Below are 26,031 nucleotides of genomic sequence, written 5' to 3' on the forward strand. Positions count from 1 at the left end.
AGCCTGGACCCATGCAGAGAAAATGAAGCGGCGCGCAGTATATCGAAAACTCTGCACCGTTTATATGTAGAAGAACGCCTATTTCTTAATCAATTTCACGAAGCGATCCTGGCGCACCAAGTTGGTGCGACAAGGCGAGCCAACCTCGGCAGACGCACCATTATGGCGCACATTGCGTATGTTAAGCCAATCACTCCATCCACCCTCATTTCCGAATACCGCCCAAAGACGCTGTAACTGGGGAGAAATCATCAGATCCAGAACAGCCACCCAAAACTGGCAAGCACCTTGCTTTAACCCAACCATCGAGTTTTTTAAACCGTCTGCTCAGCGCAAATGTGAAGGTAAGAACCAACAGCTTTTGCTAAGCTGCGCAGACTTGTATACCAGACCGGAATTCAGCCCCACAGAACGATCCGGAACACCGATCACGAATATGCCCGCGGCGCGGGATTACTTACGGAGCATGCACATGTCCAAGACAGTTGATTTGATCAAAGAGCACGAAGTGAAATGGGTTGATATGCGCTTCACGGACAGTCGCGGCAAAGAGCAGCACGTCACCATACCTGCAACTGAAGTCAATGAAGATTTCTTTGCTGAAGGCAAGATGTTTGACGGTTCCTCCATTGCCGGCTGGAAAGGCATTAACGAGTCCGACATGATTCTGATGCCAGATGACAGCAGCTCCGTTCTTGATCCGTTCACCGAAGAAAGCACTGTTAACATTACCTGCGACATTGTTGAGCCTTCTACCATGCAAGGCTATGAGCGCGACCCCCGCTCTGTTGCTCGTCGTGCAGAGGAATACCTGAAATCCACCGGCATTGCAGACGGCGCTCTGTTTGGCCCGGAGCCGGAATTTTTTGTGTTCGATTCGGCAAGGTGGAAGACCGACATGCAAGGCTCCATGTACTCGCTTCACTCTGAAGAAGCAGCCTGGGTTTCCGGCGACGACTTTAATGGCAATAACATCGGCCACCGTCCTGGCGTGAAAGGTGGTTACTTCCCCGTACCACCGGTCGACAGCCTGCACGATCTGCGGGGCGCAATGTGCGCAGCCATGGAATCCATGGGCTTGGTTATTGAAGTGCACCACCACGAAGTGGGCACAGCCGGCCAGTGTGAAATTGGCGTTGGCCCGAACACCCTGACCAAAAAAGCAGACGAAGTTCAGATTCTCAAGTACTGCGTACACAACGTAGCCCACGCCTACGGCAAAACGGCTACCTTTATGCCCAAGCCAGTTGTTGGCGATAACGGCTCCGGTATGCACGTTCACATGAGCCTGAACAAAGACGGCAAAAACCTGTTTGCAGGCGACAGCTATGCAGGCCTGAGTGAAATGGCACTGTTCTACGTTGGCGGTATCATCAAGCACGCCAAAGCCCTGAACGCGTTCACCAACCCGGCTACAAACAGCTATAAGCGCCTGGTTCCCCATTACGAGGCGCCAGTTATGCTGGCCTACTCTGCGCGCAACCGTTCCGCATCCATCCGCATTCCGTATGTCACCAGCCCGAAAGCGCGCCGGGTAGAAGTTCGCTTCCCTGATCCGGCTGCCAACCCGTACCTGGCATTTGCAGCGCTGATGATGGCGGGCCTTGACGGTATTCAGAACAAGATTCACCCAGGCGACGCGATGGACAAAGATCTGTACGACCTGCCCAAGGAAGAAGCACTGAGCATTCCCAAGGTTGCAGAAACCCTTCAGGAAGCGCTGGACGCCCTGAAAGAAGACCATGAGTTCCTGACCCGTGGCGGTGTATTTACAGAAGACATGATTCAGGGCTACATCGACCTGAAGCGCGGTGAGGTTGAGCGTATCAACATGACCACTCACCCGGTTGAGTTCGAGCTGTACTATTCTTGCTAAAAGCCTTGGTGCAGCCCTTTATTAGCTGCTCTGGGACTGAATAGTTGTGGCAAAAGCCCCGCTCTCAAAAGCGGGGCTTTTTTGTGGTGAGATTTTGTGATCCTCGACACAACACCGAAGCCCTTAACGATATGTAATAATCATCCCGCCACTGCTACATTGAAAAGGCCCGCCCGGCCATTGATAATCAGCATACATATTACTGCAGGCTGCACTTATGAAATCAACGCTTGGAATCACCGCAGGGCTGATGCTCCTGATCTCGGGGCCGGTCACCGCAGAGGTGTACCGCAACGTGGATGCACAAGGCAACGTTACCTTCTCCGATGAGCCTTCAAAAGGCGCAGAAAAGGTAACCGTGAAGCCCGTGACGACCATCACTCTTCCAAAACCGCAAAATGTTCAGGAAACTGAAAAACTGCGAGAAGATGTGGAGCGGGAAGGCTCAATTTATGAAAGTGTTTCTCTCACTTATCCTGAAAACGAGCAGGCATTCCACTCGGGCAACGGCGATGTGCAGTTCGAAATGAGCAGCTCACCCGCGCTTGCGCCAGGCCATAAATATGAAGTAACCCTGGATGGCCAACCCGTTGGCCAGAGCACATCTGGCTCTGTCACCGTTCGCAACGTGTTTCGCGGCACCCATGAGGCCGGCATTCATATTGTAGACAGAAACGGCGTTCAGATTAAAACCGGCAGCCCTGTACGCTTCACCATCCACCGCCCTTCTGTTCAGAACTGACACAGGCGCACCGTTTTGGTGCGCCCGCCCAGCAATAGTGCAATAATGATGCGGATAGCAGAGGCGTAATACGTCGACCTGTCCGCTCCCCTGTTGTTCTGGCTGCACCTGCTCACAGCCGCGCCCAGCGTCCTTGATGGCAGGTTTACATACTTAACCATCAACTCATCGAAACTGGTTCGGTTTTTGCTGCATTCTGTTATCGCGGCCAGAAAGGGCCCAGGGAGTTACTGACCAAGTGGCACCCAGCCTATCTCGCCTTAGTCAACAGGACGCACCCATGGAATACCTCCCGGCATCTGCAAACCAATTCAAAAACATGCTGGACAGCCTCTCCACAGCCGTTGTTGTGCTGGAGCGCAATCTGACAATACGCTACCTGAACCCTGCTGCCGAAAATCTGTTTGAAACCAGCTTGACTCGCAGTGCAGGCCTTGCATTCAGCGACATATTGCTGGACTCAGACGAGGCCTTCAGAACCCTGCGTAAAGCGGCGGCAAGCAACCAATCGTACACGCGCCGGGAAACCGAATTCCTGATGGCCAGCGGCTCGCTGAGAATGGTGGACTACTCTGTGTCACCCCTGGACCAGTCACCCGCCGCATTGCTGGTAGAAATCCAACCCAGAGATCGCCTGCTTCGAATAAGCCGCGAAGAAGACCTGATCGCTCAACAGGAAACCACCCGCATCCTGGTGCGGGGCATGGCCCACGAGATAAAGAACCCTCTTGGGGGAATTCGCGGCGCCGCACAACTGCTTGACCGGGAACTGGGCAGCGAAGGCCTCCGGGAATATACACGGGTAATCATTGATGAAGCCGATCGCTTGCGCGGCCTCGTTGACCGCATGCTTGGCCCCAACAAGGCTCTGAAACTCGCCCCCGTCAACATCCATGAAATTCTTGAGCGCGTGCGCACTCTGCTGGAAGCCGAAAGCAAAGGCAAAGTTGTGTTCCAGCGAGATTACGACCCCAGCCTGCCAGAGCTTTCCGGCGACAAGGAGCTGTTAATTCAAGCGTTTCTCAACATTGCACGCAATGCGATGGAAGCGGCATTTGAAAGCCCTGCCAAACACTTTGGCACCGATAAAACACCCACCATCACATTTCGCACACGTGCCCTGAGGCAGGTGTCCATTGGCCCCAATCGTTACCGTCTTGCGTGCCGTGTAGACATCATCGATAACGGTCCGGGAATAGCCCCTGAGCTGCGCCAGAATATTTTTTATCCGATGATAAGCGGTCGCGCTAACGGCACCGGGCTCGGGCTGTCCATTACCCAAAGCATTATCGGTCAGCACCACGGACTGGTTGAGTGTGAGAGTGAGCCGGGCCAGACAGACTTCATTATCTTCCTGCCTCTGGAGGGCACCATATGAGCCAGAAATCTGCCAAGGTCTGGATCGTCGATGACGATCGCAGTATTCGCTGGGTGCTCGAGCGCGCCCTATTGCAGGCTGGCTTACAGCCTACTGCTTTCGAAAGTGGCGAAACCATCATGAAGCGGCTGTCCCAGGAGCAGCCTGACGCCATCATCAGCGACATCCGCATGCCCGGCGTAGATGGTATAACCCTTCTTTCACGAATCGCAGAAGCGCATCCGGACATACCCGTTATTATCATGACAGCTCATTCCGACCTGGAAAGCGCAGTCACCAGCTATCAGACCGGGGCTTTCGAGTACCTTCCAAAGCCCTTTGACGTAGACGACGCCGTTGCACTGGCATTGCGTGCCGTAGCTCACAGCCATGAAAAGCGGGCAGACTCAGAACCCAAAACAGAAGTACTTAAGCACAGCACAGAAATCATCGGCGAAGCCCCTGCCATGCAGGAGGTTTTTCGGGCCATAGGCCGGCTGTCACACTCCAACATCACTGTTTTGATCAACGGTGAAAGCGGAACAGGTAAAGAACTGGTCGCTCAGGCGCTGCACAATCACAGCCCCAGAGCCCAACTTCCCTTCATTGCCCTGAATATGGCGGCCATTCCCAGAGACCTTATAGAGTCTGAACTCTTTGGCCATGAGAAAGGCGCCTTCACCGGTGCTTCCGCTATACGCCAGGGACGATTCGAGCAGGCTAACGGCGGCACACTGTTTCTTGATGAAATTGGCGACATGCCAGGCGACACCCAAACTCGCCTGCTGAGAGTTCTGGCTGACGGCGAATTCTATCGGGTTGGCGGCACCACGCCCGTCAAGGTTGATGTGCGCATCATCGCTGCTACCCACCAGAATCTGGAGAAGCTCGTTGAGTCCGGGGAATTCCGGGAAGACCTGTTCCACCGCCTGAATGTTATTCGCGTGCACCTGCCAAAGCTGGCCGAGCGCCGCGAAGACATTCCCAGGCTTATGCAACACTTCTTGCTGCGGGCTGCCAATGAACTGAAGGTTGAGCCAAAGATTCTGCGCCCGGAGACCCAGAGTTACCTGACCACCTTGCCATGGCCCGGCAACGTACGTCAGTTAGAGAATGTCTGCCGATGGTTGACGGTTATGGCCAGTGGCCGAGAGGTGCATATCAATGACCTGCCTCCCGAACTTCGTCACCAGAGCGAGCAGCCTATAGCTGGTGCCACTTGGCAGGAGGGGCTGAAGAATTGGGCGCACCAGGAACTCAGGCGCGGAGAAACCGCCATACTCGAATCCGCCATGCCAGAATTTGAAAAAATCATGATTGAGACAGCTCTTGAATATACCGGAGGGAAACGCCGCGATGCTTCTGTTCTTCTGGGCTGGGGGCGAAACACACTGACTCGGAAAATCAACGAATTGGGCATGGATCGCACAGAGGAAGAATAAGCTCTTAACATCCCTGCATCTAAAGACTTCATTGCCATGACAAAAGCGCACAACAAGATCTTCCTGATCGTTTCGCTGATCATACTTGTGAGCGAGGCGGTCTTTGTCATCATCAACTATTTCAGTGACAAACATACACTGCAAGCAGCCCTCTCGCAGGAAGGTCAGCAGTCGCAAAAAACCTTTCAGGTTGCGCTGGCAACGACATGGATGAGTTAAGACACCTGGTTGTGGATGTAAACCGCGATGGGCAACCCCGCCAAGGGTTTGAGCTTGGCCGAATATATGCTGGACTGCGGGGTGTTGTACCCATCTTCAGTTTCAGCGACCCCGAAAAGCAAGTTGGCGCACTGGAGGTGGGCACGTCGTTCAGTACGCTCATTGACTCGATAAGCACGGCCATTGGTTCCGATGTGGCAATCCTGATCCGAGACGAGCGCGTGGATGATGCCGTCTGGAATCTGCCAGAGAAAGCATTTAGGTCAGAGTGCGGCTGTTTTATCGAAGCCAGCTCCTCTGATGATTTGAAAGAAGTGATAACGGCTTTGGAAAGTAAGCGTAAACACCAGCCCGATTCTGAAGAGCGCACCACCCTGCTGGAGACCCAAAGCGGCCCTATAGCCTTGACAGAGTTTGCTCTGCGAGACTACATCGGCATCCGTGACCAACATGAAGTTCCCGTCGGTAGAATCATGATCTGGCACTCTGCTGAAAATGCAGTGCAAGGGTTTTACCGAGACACTTGGGTCAATATTGTTTACGCCGTTGCCGCCTTCATTCTGATCGAACTTGCGCTTTACTTTGGCCTGCTCATGGCGCTGGGCAGACTGGAGACAACCGTAGCCTCCCGAACCCGTGACATCCAGATGCTGAACACCCGGCTTGAGGAAATGGCCAATAGGGATGCGCTGACCGGCGTGTATACCCGCCGCTATCTCATGGAACGAGTGCAACAGGAACTGAACCGCACCTCGAGGGAACATCATCCAGCAGCACTTATAATGTTGGACCTGGATCACTTCAAAATGGTTAACGACAGTTGGGGCCATCTGGCAGGCGACGCAGTGCTTGCAGATCTGGGGCGCATCATGCAGGAGCAGGCCCGAAACTATGATGTTGTTGGCCGCTATGGCGGTGAGGAGTTCGCGATTCTAATACCCGGTGCAAACGAAGAAACCGGTTATAAAATTGCAGAAAAGCTACGCCAACGGGTCGCTGACGAGATTGAAATACCGGGTAGCGAAGGCGCCCCTGTAACCATTAGCGCGGGCGTGGCTGCTTATAGGGACGGCTACAAGAAAGAAGACTGGTTTGCCGCAGCCGATGCCGCTCTTTACGCGGCCAAGCGCGCAGGCAGGAACAGGGTTATGGTCAACGAGCTGACACAAGCCACAATCAAACCCTAAAAACCATAAAGCCCCAACAAATGGGGCTTTATGGTTTTTGTGGACATTTTTTAGACGAATTGCCGGCTAGAACGGTATATCGTCATCAAAATCATCCACCGGCTCAGGCATGCTGCTTCCCTGTGCTGGCTGGCCTTGATTTTGGCCCTGATTATAACCCTGATTGTAACCACCAGACTGCGGGGGGGTATTCTGGGGCGGGGCAGAAGGTGCCGATTGCTGCTGAGGACGACCGGCCGGTGCGCCCTGGCTCATACCGCCTTCGCCACCACTACGACTGTCCAGCATCTGCATCTGACCATTAATGTCGACAACCACCTCAGTAGTGTAAACATCCTGGCCTTCCTTGTTCTGCCATTTGCGCGTTTGCAGCTTACCTTCGATATAGACTTTGGAGCCTTTACGCAGGTACTGACCAGCAATCTCGGCAATCTTTCCAAACATGACGATGCGGTGCCATTCGGTTTTCGGAACCATCTGGCCGGTCTGGCGATCCTTGTAGCTCTCGTCGGTTGCAAGAGTCAGGTTTACCACGGCATTGCCGTTGGGGGTGTATCGAGTATCCGGATCCTGCCCGAGATTCCCGATAAGAATAACTTTGTTTACGCCTCTTGCCATGTTCTGCTCCTGATTCTGTTTTCAGCGACACTCGCACTCCTTGCGAGCCTCCGGATTTCAAGAATTGCTACCCTGGCGGACGAATGGAAAATCCGCAAGTAACGCCTCATCAAAGTGCTGTCGATCCACCTTAAGATAGGCTGTGGCAGCGTTTTCAATAATGACCACATCCTGCACACCCGGCAAGCGGCGCAGACTGCCATCAACATCGTCGTACTGGTCGCTGACCATATCCTGCAACTGTACCACGAAACCTGAGGTGTGACCCGGCGCAGGCATGGTCAAAGCAACCAGTAACCACAGCCCCAAAATCGCCACCATAAACCAGACAACCCCTTCAACTCCAACCTGCTGCAGCAGGTAGCCACCAAAGGCTCCGCCCATGAAGGCACCCATAAACTGAGAGGTAGAATACACACCCATCGCCGTTCCTTTACTGGCCGCCGGCGCCTCTTTACTGATCAGCGAAGGGAGGCTGGCTTCCAGCAAATTGAAGGCCATAAAAAAGAAAAACATCACAACCCAGGCGAAGACAAGGCCAGCCGACACTTTGGACAGCCCCGCCGTCGCCACGGCAAGAAGCGCAATTGCGCCACAGAGCACAGGCTTCATCATGCGCTTTTTCTCGCCAACAATGATAAAGGGCACCATGGCAAAAAATGAGGTGATCATCACACTCAGGTAAAACCACCAGTGCGAGCTGCTGGCAAGCCCGAGCTGATTCTGCAATACAGAAGGAAACACCAAAAACAACGAAGTGAGCACCAGGTGCAGAGCGAAAATGCCAAAATCGAGTCTTAATAGGCGTTTATCGGACAAAACCCGCCCCAGCATAGCTTTAGCAGGGTGAGTATCAGCGCTGGCCTTGTGCTGATGAGGCGTAGGCACCACACGACTTACGATAAGCAACGCTACAAGCGCCAGCACCGCCGTCGCGTAGAAAATCCCGGACAACCCCCAAGCTGAGCCCAGCAAAGGGCCAAGTACCAGAGACACGGAGAATGACAGCCCAATTGAGATGCCAACGGTGGCCATGGCTTTGGTTCGCTGCTCTTCTCGGGTAAGGTCACTGAGCAATGCCATGAGCACACTGGCAATCGCTCCGGCACCCTGAAGAATCCGTCCAGCGATAACAACGTATATTGAATCCGCGGAACCTGCCAGTATGCTGCCTGCGGCAAACAGAAGCAGGCCAATATAGATCATGCGCTTGCGTCCGACACGATCTGAAAGCAGGCCAAAAGGAATCTGCAACAAGGCCTGACTCAGGCCGTAAGCACCAATAGCAAAACCTAGCAGTGCAGGAGTTGCGCCCTCAAGGCCGTCACCCAGCAACATGAATACCGGCATGATCATGAATAACCCGAGCATACGCACGGCATACACTGATGCCAGCGCAAATACGGAGCGTTTTTCCAGCGAATTCATGGCAGTAGGCTCCTCTCTCGGGGTTATAAACACAAACATACGAACGAACATATTTTTCGCAGGCGGCGCATTGTAACAGAAGGTGCCCCAGCGAGGCACAGCTACAACTTTACCGACACTTTCGCCGCAGCCGGCGTAACACGGTATAATTCCCGTTTTTTCTCCACGCGAGGTGTTATGGATCATATCCAGATCAAAGGGGCACGTACCCACAACCTGAAGAACATCGACCTGGATATCCCGAGGGACAAACTGATCGTCATCACCGGGCTATCCGGCTCAGGCAAATCGTCCCTGGCATTCGATACGCTGTACGCTGAAGGTCAGCGGCGCTATGTGGAATCCCTGTCCACCTACGCTCGCCAGTTCCTGTCGATGATGGAGAAACCCGATGTAGATCACATCGAAGGGCTTTCCCCTGCCATCTCGATCGAGCAGAAGTCCACTTCCCACAACCCTCGCTCGACAGTCGGCACTATTACTGAAATCTACGATTACCTGCGACTGATGTTTGCCCGGGCGGGGGAACCCCGATGCCCGGAACACGGGCAAGCCCTCGAAGCCCAAACAGTAAGCCAGATGGTGGATCAAGTGCTGGCGATGCCCGAGGACAGCAAGCTCATGATCCTTGCGCCGGTGATCCGTGACCGTAAAGGTGAGCACCTACAGGTTGTAGAGACCATGCGCAGCCAGGGGTTTATCCGGTTGCGAGTCGATGGAATCGTTTACGACATTGATGATGTACCGGCACTCGACAAGAAACGCAAACACCAGATTGACGTAGTAGTGGACCGCATCAAGGTAAAGCCCGGCCAGGAACAACGGTTGGCTGAGAGCTTTGAGACAGCATTGGGGCTTGCTGATGGCATCGCGCTTGTTGCACCTATGGATGCCGACACAGGCAGCGAGAGTGAAGAACAGACCTTCTCAGCGAAATACGCGTGCACACAATGTGGTTACGCACTAAGCGAACTCGAGCCCAAACTGTTTTCCTTCAATAACCCGGCCGGAGCCTGCCCCACTTGCGACGGCTTGGGTGTGAAACAATTCTTTGATGCCGAGAAAATTGTCCAGCACCCTGAATCCACCCTTGCAGCTGGCGCCATCAAAGGCTGGGATCGGCGGGCGGTCTATTACTTCCAGATGCTGGGTAACATAGCCGAGCACTACAACATCGACCTTGAAACACCCTGGGAGGAACTCCCGGAAGACTTCAGGACAATGCTCCTTTTTGGCTCAGGCACTGACGAAATTCCGTTTCGCTACGTGAACTCCCGTGGCCAGATCATGGAACGTGCCCACTCCTTCGAGGGCATTATTCCAAACCTCGAACGCCGTTATCGGGAAACAGACTCCCAAAGTGTGCGCGAGGAGTTGGCAAGGCACCTCAGCACCCAGCCATGCAAGGAGTGTGGCGGCTCACGACTCAGGCGCAGCGCTCGCCACGTGTTTATTGAAGATCACAACATTTCCGACCTCACCCGCCTTCCAATAGGCGAAGCCTATACCTATTTCGACACTCTCGATCTGCCCGGCCGTAAAGGCGAGATCGCCGAAAAGATCACCAAGGAAGTCCGACAGCGACTGCAGTTTCTGGTGAACGTAGGACTTGAGTACCTGACACTGGAACGCAGCGCAGACACCTTGTCTGGCGGCGAAGCCCAGCGAATCCGACTTGCCAGCCAAATCGGCGCTGGCCTCGTGGGGGTCATGTACATTCTGGATGAGCCATCTATCGGGCTTCATCAGCGCGACAATGATCGCTTGCTGAGCACCCTCACCCATCTTCGCGATCTGGGCAACACCGTTATCGTTGTCGAGCACGATGAAGACGCAATTCGGGCGGCCGACCATGTTATCGATATCGGGCCAGGTGCCGGCGTGCACGGCGGCCAGATAATCGCCCAAGGCACCCCTGCGGACATACTTGCAAATCCGGACTCACTGACAGGCCAATACCTCAGCGGAGCCAAAGAAATAGCCGTACCGGCAATCCGGAATAAAGGAAACGGCCAAACCCTGACTCTAACCGGCGCCACTGGCAATAACCTGCAAGATGTCACACTAACCTTGCCACTAGGTATCATGACCTGCGTAACGGGTGTATCTGGCTCGGGCAAATCTACACTGATAAACAGCACACTTTACCCGGTAGCCGCTGCCAAGCTGAACAAAGCAACCAGCTTGACCGCCGCACCGTACAAAGCACTAACCGGCCTCGACCAACTGGACAAAGTGATCGATATAGATCAAAGCCCAATCGGACGCACCCCACGCTCCAACCCGGCTACCTATACTGGCCTGTTCACGCCAATCCGCGAACTCTTCGCTGGAACTCAAGAAGCTCGCTCGCGGGGATACAAGCCGGGGCGCTTTTCATTCAACGTCAAAGGCGGCCGCTGCGAAGCCTGCCAGGGCGACGGCATGATCAAGGTAGAAATGCACTTCCTGCCAGACGTGTACGTTCCCTGCGATGTGTGCAAAGCCAAACGCTATAACCGTGAGACACTCGAGGTTCGGTACAAGGGCAAGAACATCAATGAAGTGTTAAGCATGACCGTTGAAGAAGGACGGGAGTTTTTCGATGCCGTCCCCTTCCTCGCCAGAAAGCTGCAAACACTCATCGATGTAGGCCTCTCTTACATCCGCCTTGGACAGAGCGCAGTCACCCTGTCTGGCGGCGAGGCCCAACGCGTAAAGCTCGCCAAAGAGCTCTCAAAGCGAGACACGGGTAAAACCCTGTACATACTCGACGAACCAACTACGGGATTGCACTTCTACGACATCCAGCAACTGCTTAACGTACTGCAACGCCTGAGAGACCACGGCAACACCATCGTGGTTATCGAGCACAACCTGGACGTAATAAAAACAGCAGACTGGGTTATCGACCTGGGCCCGGAAGGTGGATCCGGCGGAGGTCAGATTATTTCAGAAGGTACGCCGGAGGAGGTTGCAGAAAACCCTGCGTCCCATACCGGTCGCTACCTGAAACCAATGCTGGGCCAAAAAGGAAACTAGCACAAAGTATGTTCGGCCTGGGGTGGTGGGTTCATTTTCTGCCGGAAAAAGATGTCTGAGCGAAGCGAGTTATTTTTCCAAAGAAAATGAACCCACCACCCCGGGCCAGTCTCCTAAGCGCGAGCAGTTTCACCAAACTCCAGACACAAAAAAACCGGACCCCTCTCGGAATCCGGCTTTCTAAAGACTAGCCAACGATATTACTCGTCGCCTTCGTCCACTTCTTCTGCTTCGATGTCCAACGGACGACCTACCAGCTCAACAAATGCCATAGGGGCATTGTCGCCAGCACGGAAGCCACACTTCAGAATACGAAGGTAACCACCCGGACGCTCATTGTAACGGGGGCCAAGCTCATTAAACAGCTTGGCTACCGCTGCGTCGTCGCGCAGGCGGGAAAACGCCAGACGACGATTCGCTACCGAATCTACTTTGGCGAGCGTGATCAAAGGCTCCGCTACACGACGAAGCTCTTTGGCTTTCGGCAGCGTTGTTTTAATCAGCTCATGACCAACCAGTGACGCAGTCATGTTACGAAACATGGCCTTGCGATGCGCACTGGTCCTGCTGAACTTACGACCACTCTTACGATGACGCATTGCTCTGATTCCTTACCTTAAACTAATCGGCAATCAACCGCCCAGAACCCGGTCGTCGCCGCGAAGGCTAGCCGGTGGCCAGTTATCAAGACGCATCCCCAGAGACAAACCACGGGACGCCAAAACGTCCTTGATCTCCGTGAGCGACTTCTTACCAAGGTTAGGCGTCTTCAACAGCTCAACTTCTGTGCGCTGGATCAGATCACCGATGTAGTAAATATTTTCAGCCTTCAAGCAGTTAGCCGAACGTACCGTCAATTCCAGATCATCAACCGGGCGCAGCAGAATCGGATCAATTTCTTCCTCTTCCTCTACACGCTCAGGCTCTTTTTCATGATCAAAATCGACAAATACTGCCAGTTGCTGCTGGAGAATGGTGGCTGCCCGGCGAATTGCTTCTTCCGGATCAATTGTGCCATTCGTTTCCAGATCAATAACCAGCTTGTCCAGATCGGTACGTTGCTCTACCCGTGCACTTTCCACTGAGTAGGCTACACGGCGAACCGGACTGAAGGTTGCATCCAGCTGCAGGCGGCCGATGGCGCGGGTTTCATCTTCATCGAGACCACGCTGGTCAGCCGGCTCATAGCCGCGACCGCGAGCAACACGCAGACGCATGTTCACTTCACCCTTTTCACTCAGGTGACAGATAACATGATCCGGGTTGGAAATCTCAACGTCGTGATCCAGCTTGATATCACCAGCTGTAACGACGCCCGGGCCTTTCTTACTGAGGGTTAGCTCAGTGTCGTCCCGACCGTTCATTTTGACCGCAACGCCCTTGAGATTCAGAAGAATCTCAATAACGTCTTCCTGGACACCTTCAATCGCGCTGTACTCGTGCAAGACACCGTCAATCTGCGCTTCAGTAACAGCGCAGCCCGGCATCGATGACAAGAGAATGCGGCGAAGTGCACTTCCCAAAGTGTGTCCAAAACCTCTTTCCAGAGGCTCCAGAGTAACTTTGGCACGCATCGCACTCGATTCTTTCACGTCAATGGTACGAGGTGTCAATAACTCTTGTACTGAACGCTGCATAGACGCCCCTATCTACTATCGTTGCTTATCAGGCTTTACTTGGAGTAAAGCTCGACGATGAGGTTCTCGTTGATGTCGGCCGGCAATTCAGTGCGCTCAGGCACTGATTTGTAAACGCCGGACATCTTAGTGGCGTCGACCTCTACCCAGCTCACCGGTGCACGGCTTGCAGACAGTTCCAGGGCGCCTTTAACGCGCAGCTGGTTTCTGGCTTTTTCACGCACGCTCACAACATCGCCTGGCTTGACCTTGTAGGAAGGAATATTCACTACCTTGTCGTTAACCAGAATCGCCTTGTGAGAGACGAGCTGACGGGATTCAGCACGGGTAGAACCAAAACCCATGCGGTATGCAACGTTATCAAGACGCGTTTCGAGAAGTTGCAGCAGGTTTTCACCCGTTGCGCCCTTCAGACGAGCCGCTTCTTTGTAATAGTTGCGGAATTGCTTTTCCAGCACACCGTAAATACGACGAACCTTCTGTTTTTCACGAAGCTGAACGCCATATTCAGACAGACGACCGCGACGTGCGCCGTGCATACCTGGTGGAGTCTCGATGTTGCACTTGGAATCCAGCGCGCGAACACCGCTCTTCAGAAAAAGATCTGTCCCTTCACGACGAGACAGTTTGCACTTCGGGCCTATATAACGAGCCATAATTCACTGTCTCCTGTGTTAGACGCGGCGCTTTTTAGGCGGACGACAGCCGTTATGGGGAATCGGCGTCACATCTGTGATGTTAGTGATCTTGTAGCCGCACGAATTCAACGCACGAACTGCAGACTCACGTCCGGGCCCGGGACCCTTAACCTCTACGTCCAGGTTTTTAAGGCCGTATTCAGCAGCCGCGTTACCGGCTCTTTCAGCTGCTACCTGCGCAGCAAAAGGTGTGCTCTTACGTGACCCACGAAAACCGGAACCACCAGAAGTGGCCCAGGACAGGACGTTGCCCTGACGGTCAGAAATGGTCACGATCGTGTTGTTGAAGGAAGCGTGTACGTGCGCGACGCCATCAACAACGGTCTTTTTCACCTTTTTACGGGTACGTGTACCTGGCTTTGCCATGTTTGCCTACCTGTTACTTACGAATAGGTTTGCGAGGACCTTTACGGGTGCGTGCGTTGGTCTTTGTGCGCTGACCACGGACGGGAAGTCCATGACGGTGGCGCAGACCACGGTGACATCCGAGATCCTTCAAACGCTTAATGTTCATCTGTACTTCACGACGCAGATCGCCTTCAACGATTACTTTACCCACTTCGGTACGAAGTGTCTCAAGCTGCTCGTCGGACAGGTCTTTGACCTTGACGTCCGGCTTAACACCGGTTGCATCGCAAAGCTTCTGGGCTGTTGTCTTGCCAACACCAAAGATGTAGGTCAGCGAGATAACAGCATGTTTGTGATCGGGTATATTGACACCGGCTATACGTGCCATCCAAATTACTCCGCGTTCAAAGCTTTGCTGTGTGAATTTTCCGCCACAAAAATGGGGCGCGAAATAATAGCGCCTGACTCGGCATCGAGTCAAGCGCCATCATTACGAACCTCTTTTGCAACCAGGTTAGTTCCCGAAGGAATCAGCCCTGACGCTGCTTGTGGCGAGGCTCCGAGCAAATGACTCTTACTGAGCCATTGCGACGAATTACTTTGCAGTTACGGCAAATTTTCTTTACCGAAGCGCGTACTTTCATTGTCGACTCCAGTTTTCAAGGGGAACGGGTGTTACCCGTTCCGTCCATAGCCCTTGAGATTGGATTTCTTCATCAGCGATTCATACTGATGCGACATCAGGTGCGACTGAACCTGCGCCATGAAATCCATCACCACGACTACAACAATCAGCAGTGAGGTGCCGCCCAAATAGAACGGAACATTCCCGGCCACCATCAGAAACTGAGGGAACAGAGAAACTGCTGCAATGTACATTGCACCGAACAGGGTCAGCCGAGTCAGAACGCCATCAATGTACTTGGCTGTCTGATCGCCAGGACGAATGCCCGGTATAAACGCGCCAGAGCGCTTGAGATTATCCGCAACTTCTTTCGGGTTATACATCAAAGCTGTATAGAAGAAGCAGAAGAATACCACCGCTGCTGCAAACAGAATAATGTATAACGGCTGGCTTGGCGCCAATGCCTGGGAAATATCACTGAGCCACTCCATGCCCTCACCTTGCCCAAACCACTGCCCGAGCGAAGCCGGAAAAAGCAGGATGGACGAAGCAAAGATGGGCGGGATGACCCCGGCCATATTTACCTTCAAAGGCAAATGACTGGATTGCTGAGCAAACACGCGGCGCCCCTGCTGTCGTTTTGCATAGTTGATAGTCAGACGACGCTGACCACGCTCCATGAACACCACGAAGCCAACTACTGCAATCGCAAGGATACCGATACCCAGAACCACCAACAGGCTCATTTCGCCGTTACGAGCCTGCTCCAGAGTCTGGCCGATTGCGCCGGGGAGACCGGCAACAATGCCTGCAAAAATCAGCAGGGAGATGCCATTACCGACACCCCGCTCAGTAATCTGTTCACCCAGCCACATCATGAAGACAGCACCACTCACAAAAGAGACCACTGCCACAAAGTGGAAGCTGAAACTATCGTTAAAGGTGACGCCCTGAGAGGCCAAACCAACAGAAATACCAAAACCCTGAACCAGAGCCAGGAGAACCGTACCGTAGCGCGTATACTGGCTTATCTTGCGACGACCAGCCTCACCTTCCTTTTTCAGCTGCTCAAGCTGCGGACTTACCGCAGTCATGAGCTGCATGATAATTGAGGCAGAGATATACGGCATGATACCGAGAGCGAAGATACTCATGCGCTCGAGCGCACCACCTGAGAACATGTTGAACATACTCAGGATCGTGCCCTGATTCTGCTCAAACAGTGCCGCCAAACGGTCGGGGTTAACTCCAGGCACCGGGATGTGGGCACCGATCCGGTACACCAGCAATGCCAGGAAGACAAACCAGAGCCTTGATTTCAGCTCAGCAAGTCCTTTTCCCGCGCCCGCAGGCAATGATGCGTTCTTCGCCATTTAGTCCTCGACTCGCCTTAGTCTTCGACTTTGCCACCCGCGGCAGAAATTGCCTCGCGCGCGCCTTTGGTTACACGAAGTCCCTTTACAGTTACTGCGCGGTCAAGTTCGCCCGACAGGATAACCTTAGCTTCGCGAATTTCTTCGCGGATGATGTCAGCTTTCTTAAGTGCTGCAAGATCCACAATATCGCCTTCAACTTTGGCCAATTCGTTCAGTCGAATTTCGGCAACATAACGCTGTTGGCGCGATGTAAAGCCAAACTTCGGCAAACGACGAGCCAAAGGCTGTTGACCACCCTCGAAACCAGGGGCAACACTGCCACCGGAACGGGATTTCAGACCCTTGTGACCACGACCACCGGTTTTACCGAGGCCGCTACCGATACCACGACCAACACGCTTGCCGGAAGGACGTGAACCGGGCTCTGGACTAAGCTCGTTCAGACGCATCTTAGTTCTCCTCAACCCGAACCAGGTAATTAACCCGGTTGATCATGCCGCGAATAGAAGGGGTATCCTCTACTTCAACGGTATGACCGATTTTACGAAGACCCAGGCCCTTTACACAAAGCTTGTGCTTGGGCTGGCAGCCAATTGGGCTGCGGGTCAGAGTTACTTTGATCGTATTTGCGTTCGCCATGACTTCAACCCAGAATTTCTTCGACGGATTTACCGCGCTTGGCTGCAATATCTTCAGGCGCTTGAGTAGCCTGAAGACCCTTGATGGTGGAACGTACCACGTTCACCGGGTTGGTAGACCCGTAACACTTGGACAGTACGTTCTGAACCCCTGCAACTTCCAACACAGCACGCATTGCACCACCGGCAATAATACCTGTACCTTCAGACGCCGGCTGCATGTACACCTTGGAGCCACCATGCTGGGCCCGCACTGCGTACTGCAGGGTAGTACCGTCAAGCGGAATGTCTACCATGTTCTTACGTGCAGCTTCCATCGCCTTCTGAATCGCAACTGGCACTTCACGTGCCTTGCCGCGGCCAAAGCCAACGCGTCCTTTTCCGTCGCCAACAACGCTCAGCGCGGTGAACGCAAATACGCGACCGCCCTTGACCACTTTAGCAACGCGATTCACCTGAACCAGCTTTTCCTGGAGCTCAGGCGCCTTCTGATCGTTAACGCTCATCTTCTCCACCTCTTAGAATTGCAAGCCAGCTTCACGAGCTGCGTCGGCCAAAGCCTGAACGCGTCCGTGATAACGGTAACCGGAGCGGTCAAATGCAACCTGCTCCACACCTGCCGCCTTGGCACGCTCAGCAATCAGCTGACCAACCTTCTTGGCGGCATCCACGTTACCGGTTGCACCCTGGCGCAATTCCTTATCCAACGTGGAGGCAGTGGCTAAAACCTGGCTGCCATCTGCTGTCGTAACCTGAGCATACATGTGACGCGGAGTGCGGTGAACGCACAAACGTGTCGTACCCAGCTCACGGATCTTCATGCGCACTTTGCGTGCGCGACGCAATCTTTCGTTATTCGCGCTCATAGTCCCGCCTTATTTCTTCTTGGCTTCTTTGCGTCTTACCTGCTCATCCGCATACCGAACACCTTTGCCCTTGTAAGGCTCGGGCGGACGGAACGCGCGGATTTCTGCAGCGACGTGGCCAACCTGTTGCTTGTCGATACCGCGAATAACTACTTCCGTATTGGACGGAGTTTCAACGGTAATCCCCTCGGGCAGCTCATAAGAAACCGGATGAGAAAAACCCAGTGTCAAATTGAGCTTCGTACCTTGCGCCTGGGCCCGATAACCAACACCGACCAGCTGGAGCTTACGCTCGAAGCCTGCGGATACACCGGTCACCATATTGTTGACCAGCGCGCGGGTTGTACCAGCAAGAGCGCGGGACTTTTGGGCACCATCGCGAGCAGCAAAACGCAGAAGATTTTCTTCCTGTTTTACTTCAACCGCTTGGTGAATCGAAAATTCAAGAGCTCCTTTGGAGCCCTTAACACTAATTTCCTGGCCGTTCAGCTTAACCTCAACACCGGAAGGCAGCACGACAGGATTATTGGCAACCCTGGACATGTGATTCTCCTAGAATACGGTGCAGATGACTTCGCCACCCACGCCAGCAGCTCGTGCGGCGCGGTCAGTCATAACGCCCTTGGACGTAGAGACTATCGCGACTCCTAAACCACCGGATACCTTCGGCAGTTCCCCAGCGCCTTTGTACTGACGCAGACTTGGGCGGCTTACCCGCTTAATCTGTTCAATAACCGGCTTGCCACCGAAATACTTGAGCGTGATGGTCAACTCAGGCTTTACATCGGCTGTAACGGAAAAATCTGCAACATAACCCTCGTCCTTAAGAACCTGGGCTACTGAGATCTTCATTTTTGAAGATGGCATCGTAACGTCTGCTTTCGATGCCATCTGGGCGTTGCGTATACGGGTTACCATATCCGCAAGCGTGTCTTGCATACTCATTGGTATGAGGCTCCTGATCTTTTTAGTTGTGCAGCGGCGCGCCGCACCGCTTACCAACAGGCATCCTGACCTAAGCCAGGATACCTATCTTACCAGCTTGCCTTGGTCAGGCCCGGAACGTCGCCACGCATGCCGTATTCACGGAGCTTAATCCGTGAAAGTTCGAACTTGCGCAGAACGCCATGGGGACGACCAGTCACCTGGCAACGATTACGAAGACGCGAGGGAGAAGCATCACGAGGAAGCTGCTGGAGCTTCATCTGTGCATCCCAACGGTCATCATCGCTGGTATTTGGGTTCTTGATAATCGCCTTGAGCTCAGCACGCTTCGCTGCAAATTTCGCAACGGTTTGTTCGCGCTTCAGCTCACGGTTTTTCATTGAAACCTTAGCCATTACTCTCGTTCCTTTATTTCTTGAACGGAAAGCCGAAAGCTTTCAGCAGCTCGCGACCTTCGTCGTCGGTACGGGCACTGGTGGTAATGGTGATATCCAGCCCGCGGATCTTGTCGACTTTGTCGTACTCGATCTCCGGGAAGATGATCTGCTCACGCACACCCATGCTGTAGTTACCGCGCCCGTCAAAGGACTTGGGATTAAGACCACGGAAGTCACGAATACGGGGAACCGCAATGTGAACCAGGCGATCAAAGAAATCCCACATACGCTCACCGCGCAGGGTAACTTTACAACCGATCGGCCATCCTTCACGGATTTTGAAACCCGCAACGGACTTACGCGCTGTAGTAACAACCACTTTTTGTCCTGCCAGGCGCTCTAAATCTGCCACAGCATTCTCAATCAGCTTTTTGTCACCGACAGCTTCGCCGACACCCATGTTCAGGGTAATCTTTTCGATACGCGGCACCTGCATGACGTTCTTGAAACCGAACTCTTTCTGCAGGGCGGGTACCACTTCCTTGCTGTACTGCTCTTTCATGTTAAGCATCGTAACCACCACCGCTTACTGGTTATCGACAGCTTCTTTCGTAGCTTTGAAGATCCGCGTCTTCGCCCCGTCTTCCTTGATCTGGAAGCCAACACGATCGGCCTTGCCGGTCTGCGGATTAAAAATAGCTACGTTGGAAGCCTGGATAGGCGCTTCTTTTTCGACGATGCCACCGGGGGTGCCCAACATCGGGTTTGGTTTGGTGTGCTTCTTCATCATATTGATGCCAGAAACAATTACCTTGCCATCGTCCTGAACTTTCAGAACTTTACCACGTTTGCCTTTGTCTTTCCCCGTAGTGACGATTACTTCGTCATCTCGTTTAATCTTTTTCATAACCGGCCTCTGGTCCTTTAAAGTACTTCGGGTGCCAGTGAGATAATTTTCATGAACTTTTCGTTTCGCAGTTCACGGGTAACCGGTCCGAAGATACGGGTACCAATGGGTGCGTCCTGATTGTTCAGAAGTACAGCCGCGTTGCCGTCGAAACGGATAAGCGACCCATCGGGACGGCGAACACCCTTGCGGGTGCGCACTACTACAGCCTTCAGGACCTGGCCTTTCTTCACTTTTCCGCGGGGGATGGCTTCCTTAACGGTCACCTTGATGATATCCCCAATGGCGGCGTAACGCCGGTGTGAACCGCCCAGGACCTTGATGCACATCACCTGACGCGCACCACTGTTATCCGCGACTTCAAGCATTGTCTGAGTCTGAATCATGGTTGTTCTCCGGGCGAATTACACCTTGGATGCATGTTCAGTGACTTCCACCAGGGCCCAGCTTTTGGTCTTGGAGACCGGGCGGGTTTCCTGAATGGTCACAGTGTCACCGATATTGCACTGGTTGCTCTCATCGTGAGCATGGATCTTGGTTGAACGCTTCATGTACTTACCGTACAGAGGGTGCTTTACCTGACGCTCGACCAACACCACGATGGATTTCTCCATCTTGTTGCTCACGACCTTGCCGCTAAGAGTTCTGGCAGTTTGGGTAGCTTCGGTCATGTCACTTTCCTGCCTTTTCGTTCAATACTGTTTTCACACGAGCAATGTCGCGCTTCACCCCGGCGAGAAGGTGAGACTGATTGAGCTGACCAGTAGCCTTGCGCATGCGCAGGTTGAACTGCTCCTTCAGGAGATCGATCAGCTCCTTATTCAGCTCCGCGGCTGATTTTTCACGCAGCTCTGTTGCTTTCATCACATCACCGTCCTCGTTACGAAGGTGGTCTGTACTGGCAGCTTAGCCGCTGCGAGTGTGAAGGCTTCGCGTGCGATATCTTCAGAAACACCTTCCATCTCGTAGAGCATCCGGCCTGGCTGAATTTCAGCCACCCAGTACTCGACAGAACCCTTACCTTTACCCATACGTACTTCAAGCGGCTTACCGGTGATCGGCTTGTCCGGGAACACCCGGATCCAGATCTTCCCGCCACGCTTGATCTTACGCGTCATGGTACGACGTGCCGCTTCAATCTGGCGCGCAGTTATACGCCCGCGAGTCGTCGCTTTCAATCCGTATTCACCGAAGCTCACCTTGTTGGCGCGGTGAGCAAGACCGGTATTACGGCCCTTCATTACCTTGCGAAATTTGGTGCGTTTTGGTTGCAGCATAAGATTGCCCCTTTACTTAGAACCTTTCTTCCCAGAGGCTTTCTTGTCAGCACGGACCTGTTCCATACCACCAAGAATCTCACCTTTGAAGATCCATACCTTGACGCCAATAATGCCGTAAGTGGTATGCGCTTCGTAGGTTGCGTAATCAATATCTGCACGCAGAGTGTGCAGCGGAACGCGACCTTCACGATACCACTCGGAACGCGCAATTTCGGCACCCCCGAGACGACCACCAACCTGAATCTTGATGCCTTTGGCTCCCTGACGCATAGCGTTCTGTACCGCACGCTTCATAGCGCGACGGAACATCACACGACGCTCCAGCTGTCCGGCAACGTTTTGCGCTACCAGGCGAGCATCCAGATCCGGCTTGCGGACTTCTTCGATGTTGATGTGCACAGGCACACCCATCATCTCGCCGACTTCACGACGCAGACGATCAACATCTTCACCCTTCTTACCGATAACTATACCGGGGCGGGCAGTATGGATCGTGATACGCGCGTTCTGAGCAGGGCGCTCGATCACAATCTTGCTAACAGACGCCTTAACCAGACGCTTGTCGAGGAATTCGCGAACCTGAATATCGTTCAACAGGTTCTTTGCGTATTCCTTTTTATCGGCATACCAAACTGAGTTGTGCTCTTTAATCACACCCAGGCGGAAGCCGATTGGATTTACTTTATGACCCATCTGAGCATCTCCTACTTGTCGGCGACCTTGACGGTGATATGACAGGTGCGCTTCATAATTCTGTCAGCGCGCCCCTTGGCTCTAGCCTTGATCCGCTTGAGCGTCGGGCCTTCATCCACCATAACGGTGGAAACCCGCAATTCGTCAACGTCCAGACCTTCGTTGTGCTCAGCGTTAGCGATGGCGGACTCAAGAGCTTTCTTGATAATCACCGCCGCCTTCTTAGGGCTGAAAGTCAGAATGTTCAGGGCGTCCTCAACCGGCTTGCCGCGGACTTGGTCGGCGACAAGACGTGCTTTCTGAGCTGAGAGGCGAGCGCCCTTATACTTGGCTGCTACTTCCATTTCTATTCCCCTCACAATCAGCGTTTAGCTTTCTTGTCGGCCGCGTGGCCACGATAAGTGCGCGTTGCCGCGAACTCTCCCAGTTTATGCCCGACCATATCTTCGGTGACAAAAACCGGCACGTGTTGCCTGCCGTTATGGACTGCAATGGTCAAGCCTACAAACTCCGGGAAAATCGTGGAACGACGCGACCAGGTTTTAATTGGTCGTTTGTCGTTCGCTTCCAGAGCTGCCTCGACCTTCTTCAACAGATGCAGGTCTATGAATGGACCTTTCTTTAAAGAACGTGGCACAGCATTTACCTCTATGTGGTCGTTTACTTGGCTGAACGACGACGTACTATCATTTTGTCAGTACGCTTGTTCTTACGAGTCTTATGCCCTTTGGTCGGAACACCCCAAGGAGTAACTGGGTGACGTCCGCCAGAGGTACGCCCTTCACCACCACCGTGTGGGTGGTCAACTGGGTTCATAGCCACACCACGAACCGTTGGGCGCTTACCGCGCCAACGTGATGCACCCGCTTTGCCAAGCCGCTTGAGACTGTGCTCACTGTTGGATACTTCACCCAACGTAGCACGGCAATCTACAAGCACCTTTCGCATTTCACCTGAGCGCAGACGGATGGTCGCATAAGCACCTTCCCGAGCTACAAGTTGCACGGATGCGCCCGCAGAGCGAGCCAACTGTGCACCTTTACCAGGCTTGAGCTCAACGCAATGGATCACAGAACCAACCGGCATGTTCCGGAGGGGCAATGTGCTTCCAACCTTAATAGGCGCGTCGATTCCTGAGCGCACAGGCTCGCCGATCTGCATACCCTTGGGAGCGATAATGTAACGACGCTCGCCATCGGCGTATTTGATCAGCGCGATGTGCGCAGAGCGGTTCGGATCGTATTCAATGCGCTCGATTGTCGCAGGAATACCATCTTTGGTCCGCTTGAAGTCTATTATGCGGTAGTGCTGCTTGTGGCCACCACCAATATGACGGGTAGTGATACGGCCGTTGTTGTTACGACCACCCGACTTGCTTTGCGATTCGACCAACGGTTCGTAAGGGCGCCCTTTGTGTAAATCTGGGTTGTACAGCTTTACAACGTGACGGCGTCCGGCTGATGTTGGCTTGGTTTTGACGATCGGCATATTACGACCCCTTTACCTTATTCCACATCCAGAAAATCGATGTCCTGACCTTCAGCCAGCTTTACATAAGCCTTACGAATGTCATTACGCTTGCCGAACCCGCGGGCAGTGCGCTTAAGCTTGCCCTTACGATTCAGAACCTGAACACCTTCTACGGTGACGTTGAACAGTTGCTCAACAGCTTTTCTGATCTCGGGCTTGGTGGCGTCCGGGGCGACCCGGAAAACAACCTGTCCATGCTCGGCGACCATTGAAGCCTTCTCCGATACGTGAGGCCCCAAAAGGACCTTATAAATACGTTCCTGATTCATCCCAGCATCTCCTCGATCTTCTTCAGAGCGGGAACAGTTACCACGACCTTTTCGTAAGCAACCAAGCTAACCGGATCCAGACCCGCAACATCTCGTACATCTACGTGAGGCACGTTGCGGGAAGCCAGGTGCAAGTTATGCTCCAGACTTTCTGTCAGGATCAAGGCATTGGAAAGGCCCAGATCTGCCAGCTTGGACGTGAAGGCCTTGGTCTTTGGCGCATCGACTGCAAAGTCGTCAACCAAAACCAGGCGCTCCTGACGAACCAACTCGGAGAAAATAGAGCACATCGCGGCACGATACATCTTGCGGTTAACTTTCTGCCCAAAGCTGCGAGGCTTGGCAGCGAAAGTTACACCACCGGAGCGCCAGATAGGGCTACGGATAGTACCGGCACGAGCGCGACCTGTACCCTTCTGACGCCAGGGCTTCTTACCGCCACCACTGACTTCTGAACGGGTTTTCTGAGCCTTGGTCCCCTGACGGCCAGCTGCCATATAAGCAGTCACAACCTGGTGAACCAGAGCTTCGTTAAAATCTTTGGCAAATGCAGCTTCGGAAACAGAGATTCCCTTGCCACTACCTGTAATAGTCAATTCCATCGAACCGCTCCTCAGGCTTTAAGTGCAGGCTTGATGACAACATCACTGCCAGTTGCGCCGGGGACGGCACCACTAATCAGCAGGAGGTTGCGCTCGGCGTCGACACGGACAACTTTAAGGTTCTGCACAGTTACTTGCGCATTACCCATCTGGCCCGCCATCTTTTTGCCCTTGAATACCTTGCCCGGAGTCTGGTTCTGACCAATAGAACCCGGAGCACGATGCGATAGGGAGTTACCATGCGTTGCGTCCTGCATGGCAAAGTTCCAGCGCTTAACGCCACCCTGGAAACCCTTACCCTTGGATTGACCGGTGGCATCCACAAGCTGACCGTCTTCAAAGACAGTTGCAGCAATTTCGCCGCCAGCAGCCAGGTCTTCGCCTTCACCATCTGCCAGTCGAAATTCCCAAACTCCTCGACCCGCCTCTACGCCGGCCTTGGCAAAATGACCTGCCTCAGCTTTGGTAACGCGCGATGCACGACGAGCGCCCACAGTCACCTGAACAGCGCGATAGCCATCATTCTCAAGAGTTTTGAGCTGAGTAATGCGGTTAGGATCAACCTCAATTACCGTAACAGGCAAAGCCTGTCCGTCTTCCGTAAATATACGGGTCATACCAGCCTTACGGCCGACAACACCAATTGCCATGTTTCACCTCTAAGTGTACGGGGCTCTCACCCTCTATGGCCTTAGGACAGTTACACAGATCAATACCGGGTGGTATTAACCGAGGCTAATCTGAACGTCTACACCTGCTGCCAGGTCCAACTTCATCAAAGCATCTACTGTCTTTTCCGTTGGCTCAACAATGTCGAGCAAACGCTTATGAGTACGAATTTCATACTGATCGCGCGCATCTTTATTGACGTGCGGGGAAACCAGAATTGTGTACTTCTCCTTCCGCGTCGGCAGAGGGATAGGCCCACGCACTTGAGCGCCGGTCCGCTTAGCGGTATCGACAATCTCCTGCGTTGACTGGTCGATAAGGCGATAATCAAACGCCTTCAACCTGATTCGAATCTTTTGGCTTTGCATGTTGCACCAAACTCCACTCGTAGCAGCTACTGAACTAGTAAGCCGACCTTCAAAAAAAGGAGCCGCATTGTATGCATAATACCCAACCCTGTCAACAGGGATGACTGCTGACCAGATCGGGAGAAGCGGTTGCGACAGAAACCGAAAAAGGGGCTGACCAAGTCAGCCCCTTTTCCTGATGCAACGAGCGTCTTACTCGATGATCTTGGCGACTACGCCGGCACCAACGGTACGACCGCCTTCGCGAATCGCGAAGCGCAGGCCATCTTCCATGGCGATCGGAGCAATCAACGTTACTTCCATCTGAACGTTG

At 53.4% G+C, this 26,031-nt stretch carries 37 protein-coding genes and 1 pseudogene; 7 read left to right on the top strand and 31 right to left on the bottom strand.

The window, feature by feature from the left end:
* The first annotated feature begins 472 nt into the window (after positions 1 to 472).
* The 6 genes from glnA (at position 473) to FFI61_RS16640 (ending at position 6,823) form a co-directional block, all read left to right on the top strand.
* Entirely contained in the window at positions 473 to 1,876 is a 1,404-nt protein-coding gene (gene glnA, locus FFI61_RS16615) for a glutamate--ammonia ligase (RefSeq protein WP_200371800.1), read from the top strand.
* A gap of 217 nt (positions 1,877 to 2,093) precedes the next feature.
* Positions 2,094 to 2,618, top strand: coding sequence for a DUF4124 domain-containing protein (locus tag FFI61_RS16620; RefSeq protein ID WP_200371801.1), 525 nt, complete (start codon positions 2,094 to 2,096; stop codon positions 2,616 to 2,618).
* A gap of 280 nt (positions 2,619 to 2,898) precedes the next feature.
* Positions 2,899 to 3,996 (top strand): nitrogen regulation protein NR(II), encoded by a 1,098-nt coding sequence (gene glnL / locus FFI61_RS16625; protein ID WP_200204904.1) that lies wholly within the window; start codon positions 2,899 to 2,901, stop codon positions 3,994 to 3,996.
* Positions 3,993 to 5,417, top strand: a complete 1,425-nt coding sequence (gene glnG, locus FFI61_RS16630) for a nitrogen regulation protein NR(I) (protein ID WP_200371802.1) — start codon at positions 3,993 to 3,995, stop codon at positions 5,415 to 5,417. Before glnL ends, glnG begins: the two co-directional genes overlap by 4 nt.
* Positions 5,418 to 5,453: 36 nt before the next feature.
* Positions 5,454 to 5,636 carry a hypothetical protein gene (locus FFI61_RS16635; RefSeq protein WP_200204906.1) on the top strand — a complete coding sequence of 61 codons (183 nt, stop codon included), beginning with the start codon at positions 5,454 to 5,456 and terminating at the stop codon, positions 5,634 to 5,636.
* A complete protein-coding gene (locus tag FFI61_RS16640; RefSeq protein ID WP_200371803.1) occupies positions 5,624 to 6,823 on the top strand; it encodes a diguanylate cyclase in 1,200 nt (399 codons plus the stop codon). The genes FFI61_RS16635 and FFI61_RS16640 overlap by 13 nt, the downstream gene beginning before the upstream one ends.
* Before the next feature lie 66 nt (positions 6,824 to 6,889).
* On the opposite strand, the gene ssb is transcribed toward FFI61_RS16640, so the two are convergent.
* Both ssb and FFI61_RS16650 read right to left on the bottom strand, forming a co-directional pair.
* Complete coding sequence (gene ssb, locus FFI61_RS16645) at positions 6,890 to 7,441, bottom strand: single-stranded DNA-binding protein (RefSeq protein WP_200371804.1); 552 nt, start codon at positions 7,439 to 7,441, stop codon at positions 6,890 to 6,892.
* 57 nt (positions 7,442 to 7,498) lie between these two features.
* A complete protein-coding gene (locus tag FFI61_RS16650) occupies positions 7,499 to 8,869 on the bottom strand; it encodes an MFS transporter (protein WP_200371805.1) in 1,371 nt (456 codons plus the stop codon).
* A 177-nt stretch (positions 8,870 to 9,046) separates the two neighbouring features.
* On the opposite strand from FFI61_RS16650, the gene uvrA reads away from it, so the two are divergent.
* Complete coding sequence (gene uvrA, locus FFI61_RS16655) at positions 9,047 to 11,890, top strand: excinuclease ABC subunit UvrA (RefSeq protein ID WP_200371806.1); 2,844 nt, start codon at positions 9,047 to 9,049, stop codon at positions 11,888 to 11,890.
* A 200-nt stretch (positions 11,891 to 12,090) separates the two neighbouring features.
* Here uvrA and rplQ read toward each other — a convergent pair whose 3' ends face one another.
* The 29 genes and pseudogenes from rplQ to FFI61_RS16800 form a co-directional block, all read right to left on the bottom strand.
* Positions 12,091 to 12,489 (bottom strand): 50S ribosomal protein L17, encoded by a 399-nt coding sequence (gene rplQ, locus FFI61_RS16660; RefSeq protein WP_200204912.1) that lies wholly within the window; start codon positions 12,487 to 12,489, stop codon positions 12,091 to 12,093.
* A 33-nt stretch (positions 12,490 to 12,522) separates the two neighbouring features.
* Positions 12,523 to 13,527, bottom strand: a complete 1,005-nt coding sequence (locus FFI61_RS16665) for a DNA-directed RNA polymerase subunit alpha (RefSeq protein ID WP_200204913.1) — start codon at positions 13,525 to 13,527, stop codon at positions 12,523 to 12,525.
* 35 nt (positions 13,528 to 13,562) lie between these two features.
* Positions 13,563 to 14,183, bottom strand: coding sequence for a 30S ribosomal protein S4 (gene rpsD, locus FFI61_RS16670; protein ID WP_200204914.1), 621 nt, complete (start codon positions 14,181 to 14,183; stop codon positions 13,563 to 13,565).
* Positions 14,184 to 14,201: 18 nt separating this feature from the next.
* The gene (gene rpsK, locus FFI61_RS16675; RefSeq protein ID WP_100641182.1) at positions 14,202 to 14,591 is read right to left on the bottom strand and encodes a 30S ribosomal protein S11; all 390 of its coding nucleotides are present in this window, start codon (positions 14,589 to 14,591) and stop codon (positions 14,202 to 14,204) included.
* 13 nt (positions 14,592 to 14,604) lie between these two features.
* Complete coding sequence (gene rpsM, locus FFI61_RS16680) at positions 14,605 to 14,961, bottom strand: 30S ribosomal protein S13 (protein ID WP_200204915.1); 357 nt, start codon at positions 14,959 to 14,961, stop codon at positions 14,605 to 14,607.
* Positions 14,962 to 15,103: 142 nt separating this feature from the next.
* A complete protein-coding gene (gene rpmJ / locus FFI61_RS16685) occupies positions 15,104 to 15,217 on the bottom strand; it encodes a 50S ribosomal protein L36 (RefSeq protein WP_008174902.1) in 114 nt (37 codons plus the stop codon).
* A gap of 31 nt (positions 15,218 to 15,248) precedes the next feature.
* On the bottom strand, positions 15,249 to 16,571 hold the full coding sequence (gene secY / locus FFI61_RS16690) for a preprotein translocase subunit SecY (protein ID WP_200204916.1): 1,323 nt from the start codon (positions 16,569 to 16,571) through the stop codon (positions 15,249 to 15,251).
* 17 nt (positions 16,572 to 16,588) lie between these two features.
* Positions 16,589 to 17,023 (bottom strand): 50S ribosomal protein L15, encoded by a 435-nt coding sequence (gene rplO, locus FFI61_RS16695; protein WP_200204917.1) that lies wholly within the window; start codon positions 17,021 to 17,023, stop codon positions 16,589 to 16,591.
* Between the two features lies 1 nt (position 17,024).
* On the bottom strand, positions 17,025 to 17,213 hold the full coding sequence (rpmD, locus tag FFI61_RS16700; RefSeq protein WP_200204918.1) for a 50S ribosomal protein L30: 189 nt from the start codon (positions 17,211 to 17,213) through the stop codon (positions 17,025 to 17,027).
* Between the two features lie 4 nt (positions 17,214 to 17,217).
* On the bottom strand, positions 17,218 to 17,718 hold the full coding sequence (gene rpsE / locus FFI61_RS16705; protein WP_144780214.1) for a 30S ribosomal protein S5: 501 nt from the start codon (positions 17,716 to 17,718) through the stop codon (positions 17,218 to 17,220).
* Between the two features lie 12 nt (positions 17,719 to 17,730).
* Positions 17,731 to 18,078 carry a 50S ribosomal protein L18 gene (gene rplR, locus FFI61_RS16710; protein WP_100641175.1) on the bottom strand — a complete coding sequence of 116 codons (348 nt, stop codon included), beginning with the start codon at positions 18,076 to 18,078 and terminating at the stop codon, positions 17,731 to 17,733.
* Positions 18,079 to 18,087: 9 nt separating this feature from the next.
* Positions 18,088 to 18,621, bottom strand: a complete 534-nt coding sequence (rplF, locus tag FFI61_RS16715) for a 50S ribosomal protein L6 (RefSeq protein WP_200204919.1) — start codon at positions 18,619 to 18,621, stop codon at positions 18,088 to 18,090.
* Between the two features lie 9 nt (positions 18,622 to 18,630).
* The gene (gene rpsH, locus FFI61_RS16720) at positions 18,631 to 19,023 is read right to left on the bottom strand and encodes a 30S ribosomal protein S8 (RefSeq protein WP_200204920.1); all 393 of its coding nucleotides are present in this window, start codon (positions 19,021 to 19,023) and stop codon (positions 18,631 to 18,633) included.
* Between the two features lie 89 nt (positions 19,024 to 19,112).
* The gene (gene rpsN / locus FFI61_RS16725) at positions 19,113 to 19,418 is read right to left on the bottom strand and encodes a 30S ribosomal protein S14 (protein WP_041341451.1); all 306 of its coding nucleotides are present in this window, start codon (positions 19,416 to 19,418) and stop codon (positions 19,113 to 19,115) included.
* 13 nt (positions 19,419 to 19,431) lie between these two features.
* Positions 19,432 to 19,962, bottom strand: a complete 531-nt coding sequence (gene rplE / locus FFI61_RS16730) for a 50S ribosomal protein L5 (protein ID WP_410805192.1) — start codon at positions 19,960 to 19,962, stop codon at positions 19,432 to 19,434.
* Between the two features lie 24 nt (positions 19,963 to 19,986).
* Positions 19,987 to 20,307: a 50S ribosomal protein L24 gene (rplX, locus tag FFI61_RS16735; RefSeq protein WP_144780220.1), complete on the bottom strand. Its 321-nt coding sequence runs from the start codon at positions 20,305 to 20,307 to the stop codon at positions 19,987 to 19,989.
* Between the two features lie 17 nt (positions 20,308 to 20,324).
* Positions 20,325 to 20,693 (bottom strand): 50S ribosomal protein L14, encoded by a 369-nt coding sequence (gene rplN, locus FFI61_RS16740; protein WP_200204921.1) that lies wholly within the window; start codon positions 20,691 to 20,693, stop codon positions 20,325 to 20,327.
* A gap of 18 nt (positions 20,694 to 20,711) precedes the next feature.
* Positions 20,712 to 20,978, bottom strand: coding sequence for a 30S ribosomal protein S17 (gene rpsQ, locus FFI61_RS16745; protein ID WP_071267344.1), 267 nt, complete (start codon positions 20,976 to 20,978; stop codon positions 20,712 to 20,714).
* A gap of 1 nt (position 20,979) precedes the next feature.
* Positions 20,980 to 21,171 carry a 50S ribosomal protein L29 gene (gene rpmC / locus FFI61_RS16750; RefSeq protein WP_096784142.1) on the bottom strand — a complete coding sequence of 64 codons (192 nt, stop codon included), beginning with the start codon at positions 21,169 to 21,171 and terminating at the stop codon, positions 20,980 to 20,982.
* Positions 21,171 to 21,584: a 50S ribosomal protein L16 gene (gene rplP / locus FFI61_RS16755; protein ID WP_100641166.1), complete on the bottom strand. Its 414-nt coding sequence runs from the start codon at positions 21,582 to 21,584 to the stop codon at positions 21,171 to 21,173. Before rplP ends, rpmC begins: the two co-directional genes overlap by 1 nt.
* Before the next feature lie 12 nt (positions 21,585 to 21,596).
* A complete protein-coding gene (gene rpsC / locus FFI61_RS16760; protein ID WP_200204922.1) occupies positions 21,597 to 22,280 on the bottom strand; it encodes a 30S ribosomal protein S3 in 684 nt (227 codons plus the stop codon).
* A gap of 11 nt (positions 22,281 to 22,291) precedes the next feature.
* Positions 22,292 to 22,624, bottom strand: coding sequence for a 50S ribosomal protein L22 (gene rplV, locus FFI61_RS16765; protein ID WP_100641162.1), 333 nt, complete (start codon positions 22,622 to 22,624; stop codon positions 22,292 to 22,294).
* A 17-nt stretch (positions 22,625 to 22,641) separates the two neighbouring features.
* Entirely contained in the window at positions 22,642 to 22,917 is a 276-nt protein-coding gene (rpsS, locus tag FFI61_RS16770) for a 30S ribosomal protein S19 (protein WP_200204923.1), read from the bottom strand.
* A gap of 23 nt (positions 22,918 to 22,940) precedes the next feature.
* Positions 22,941 to 23,768, bottom strand: a complete 828-nt coding sequence (gene rplB, locus FFI61_RS16775; protein ID WP_200366507.1) for a 50S ribosomal protein L2 — start codon at positions 23,766 to 23,768, stop codon at positions 22,941 to 22,943.
* Between the two features lie 17 nt (positions 23,769 to 23,785).
* Complete coding sequence (gene rplW / locus FFI61_RS16780; RefSeq protein WP_200204925.1) at positions 23,786 to 24,079, bottom strand: 50S ribosomal protein L23; 294 nt, start codon at positions 24,077 to 24,079, stop codon at positions 23,786 to 23,788.
* Positions 24,076 to 24,681 carry a 50S ribosomal protein L4 gene (gene rplD / locus FFI61_RS16785; RefSeq protein ID WP_200371807.1) on the bottom strand — a complete coding sequence of 202 codons (606 nt, stop codon included), beginning with the start codon at positions 24,679 to 24,681 and terminating at the stop codon, positions 24,076 to 24,078. The genes rplW and rplD overlap by 4 nt, the downstream gene beginning before the upstream one ends.
* 11 nt (positions 24,682 to 24,692) lie before the next feature.
* Entirely contained in the window at positions 24,693 to 25,331 is a 639-nt protein-coding gene (gene rplC, locus FFI61_RS16790; protein WP_200204927.1) for a 50S ribosomal protein L3, read from the bottom strand.
* A gap of 75 nt (positions 25,332 to 25,406) precedes the next feature.
* On the bottom strand, positions 25,407 to 25,718 hold the full coding sequence (gene rpsJ / locus FFI61_RS16795) for a 30S ribosomal protein S10 (protein ID WP_041341420.1): 312 nt from the start codon (positions 25,716 to 25,718) through the stop codon (positions 25,407 to 25,409).
* Between the two features lie 192 nt (positions 25,719 to 25,910).
* Positions 25,911 to 26,031: pseudogene (locus tag FFI61_RS16800) on the bottom strand (elongation factor Tu); the annotation flags it as partial.

Origin of the sequence: Marinobacter sp. DY40_1A1, from assembly GCF_016597815.1 — a bacterium.
Lineage (GTDB): Bacteria > Pseudomonadota > Gammaproteobacteria > Pseudomonadales > Oleiphilaceae > Marinobacter > Marinobacter xiaoshiensis.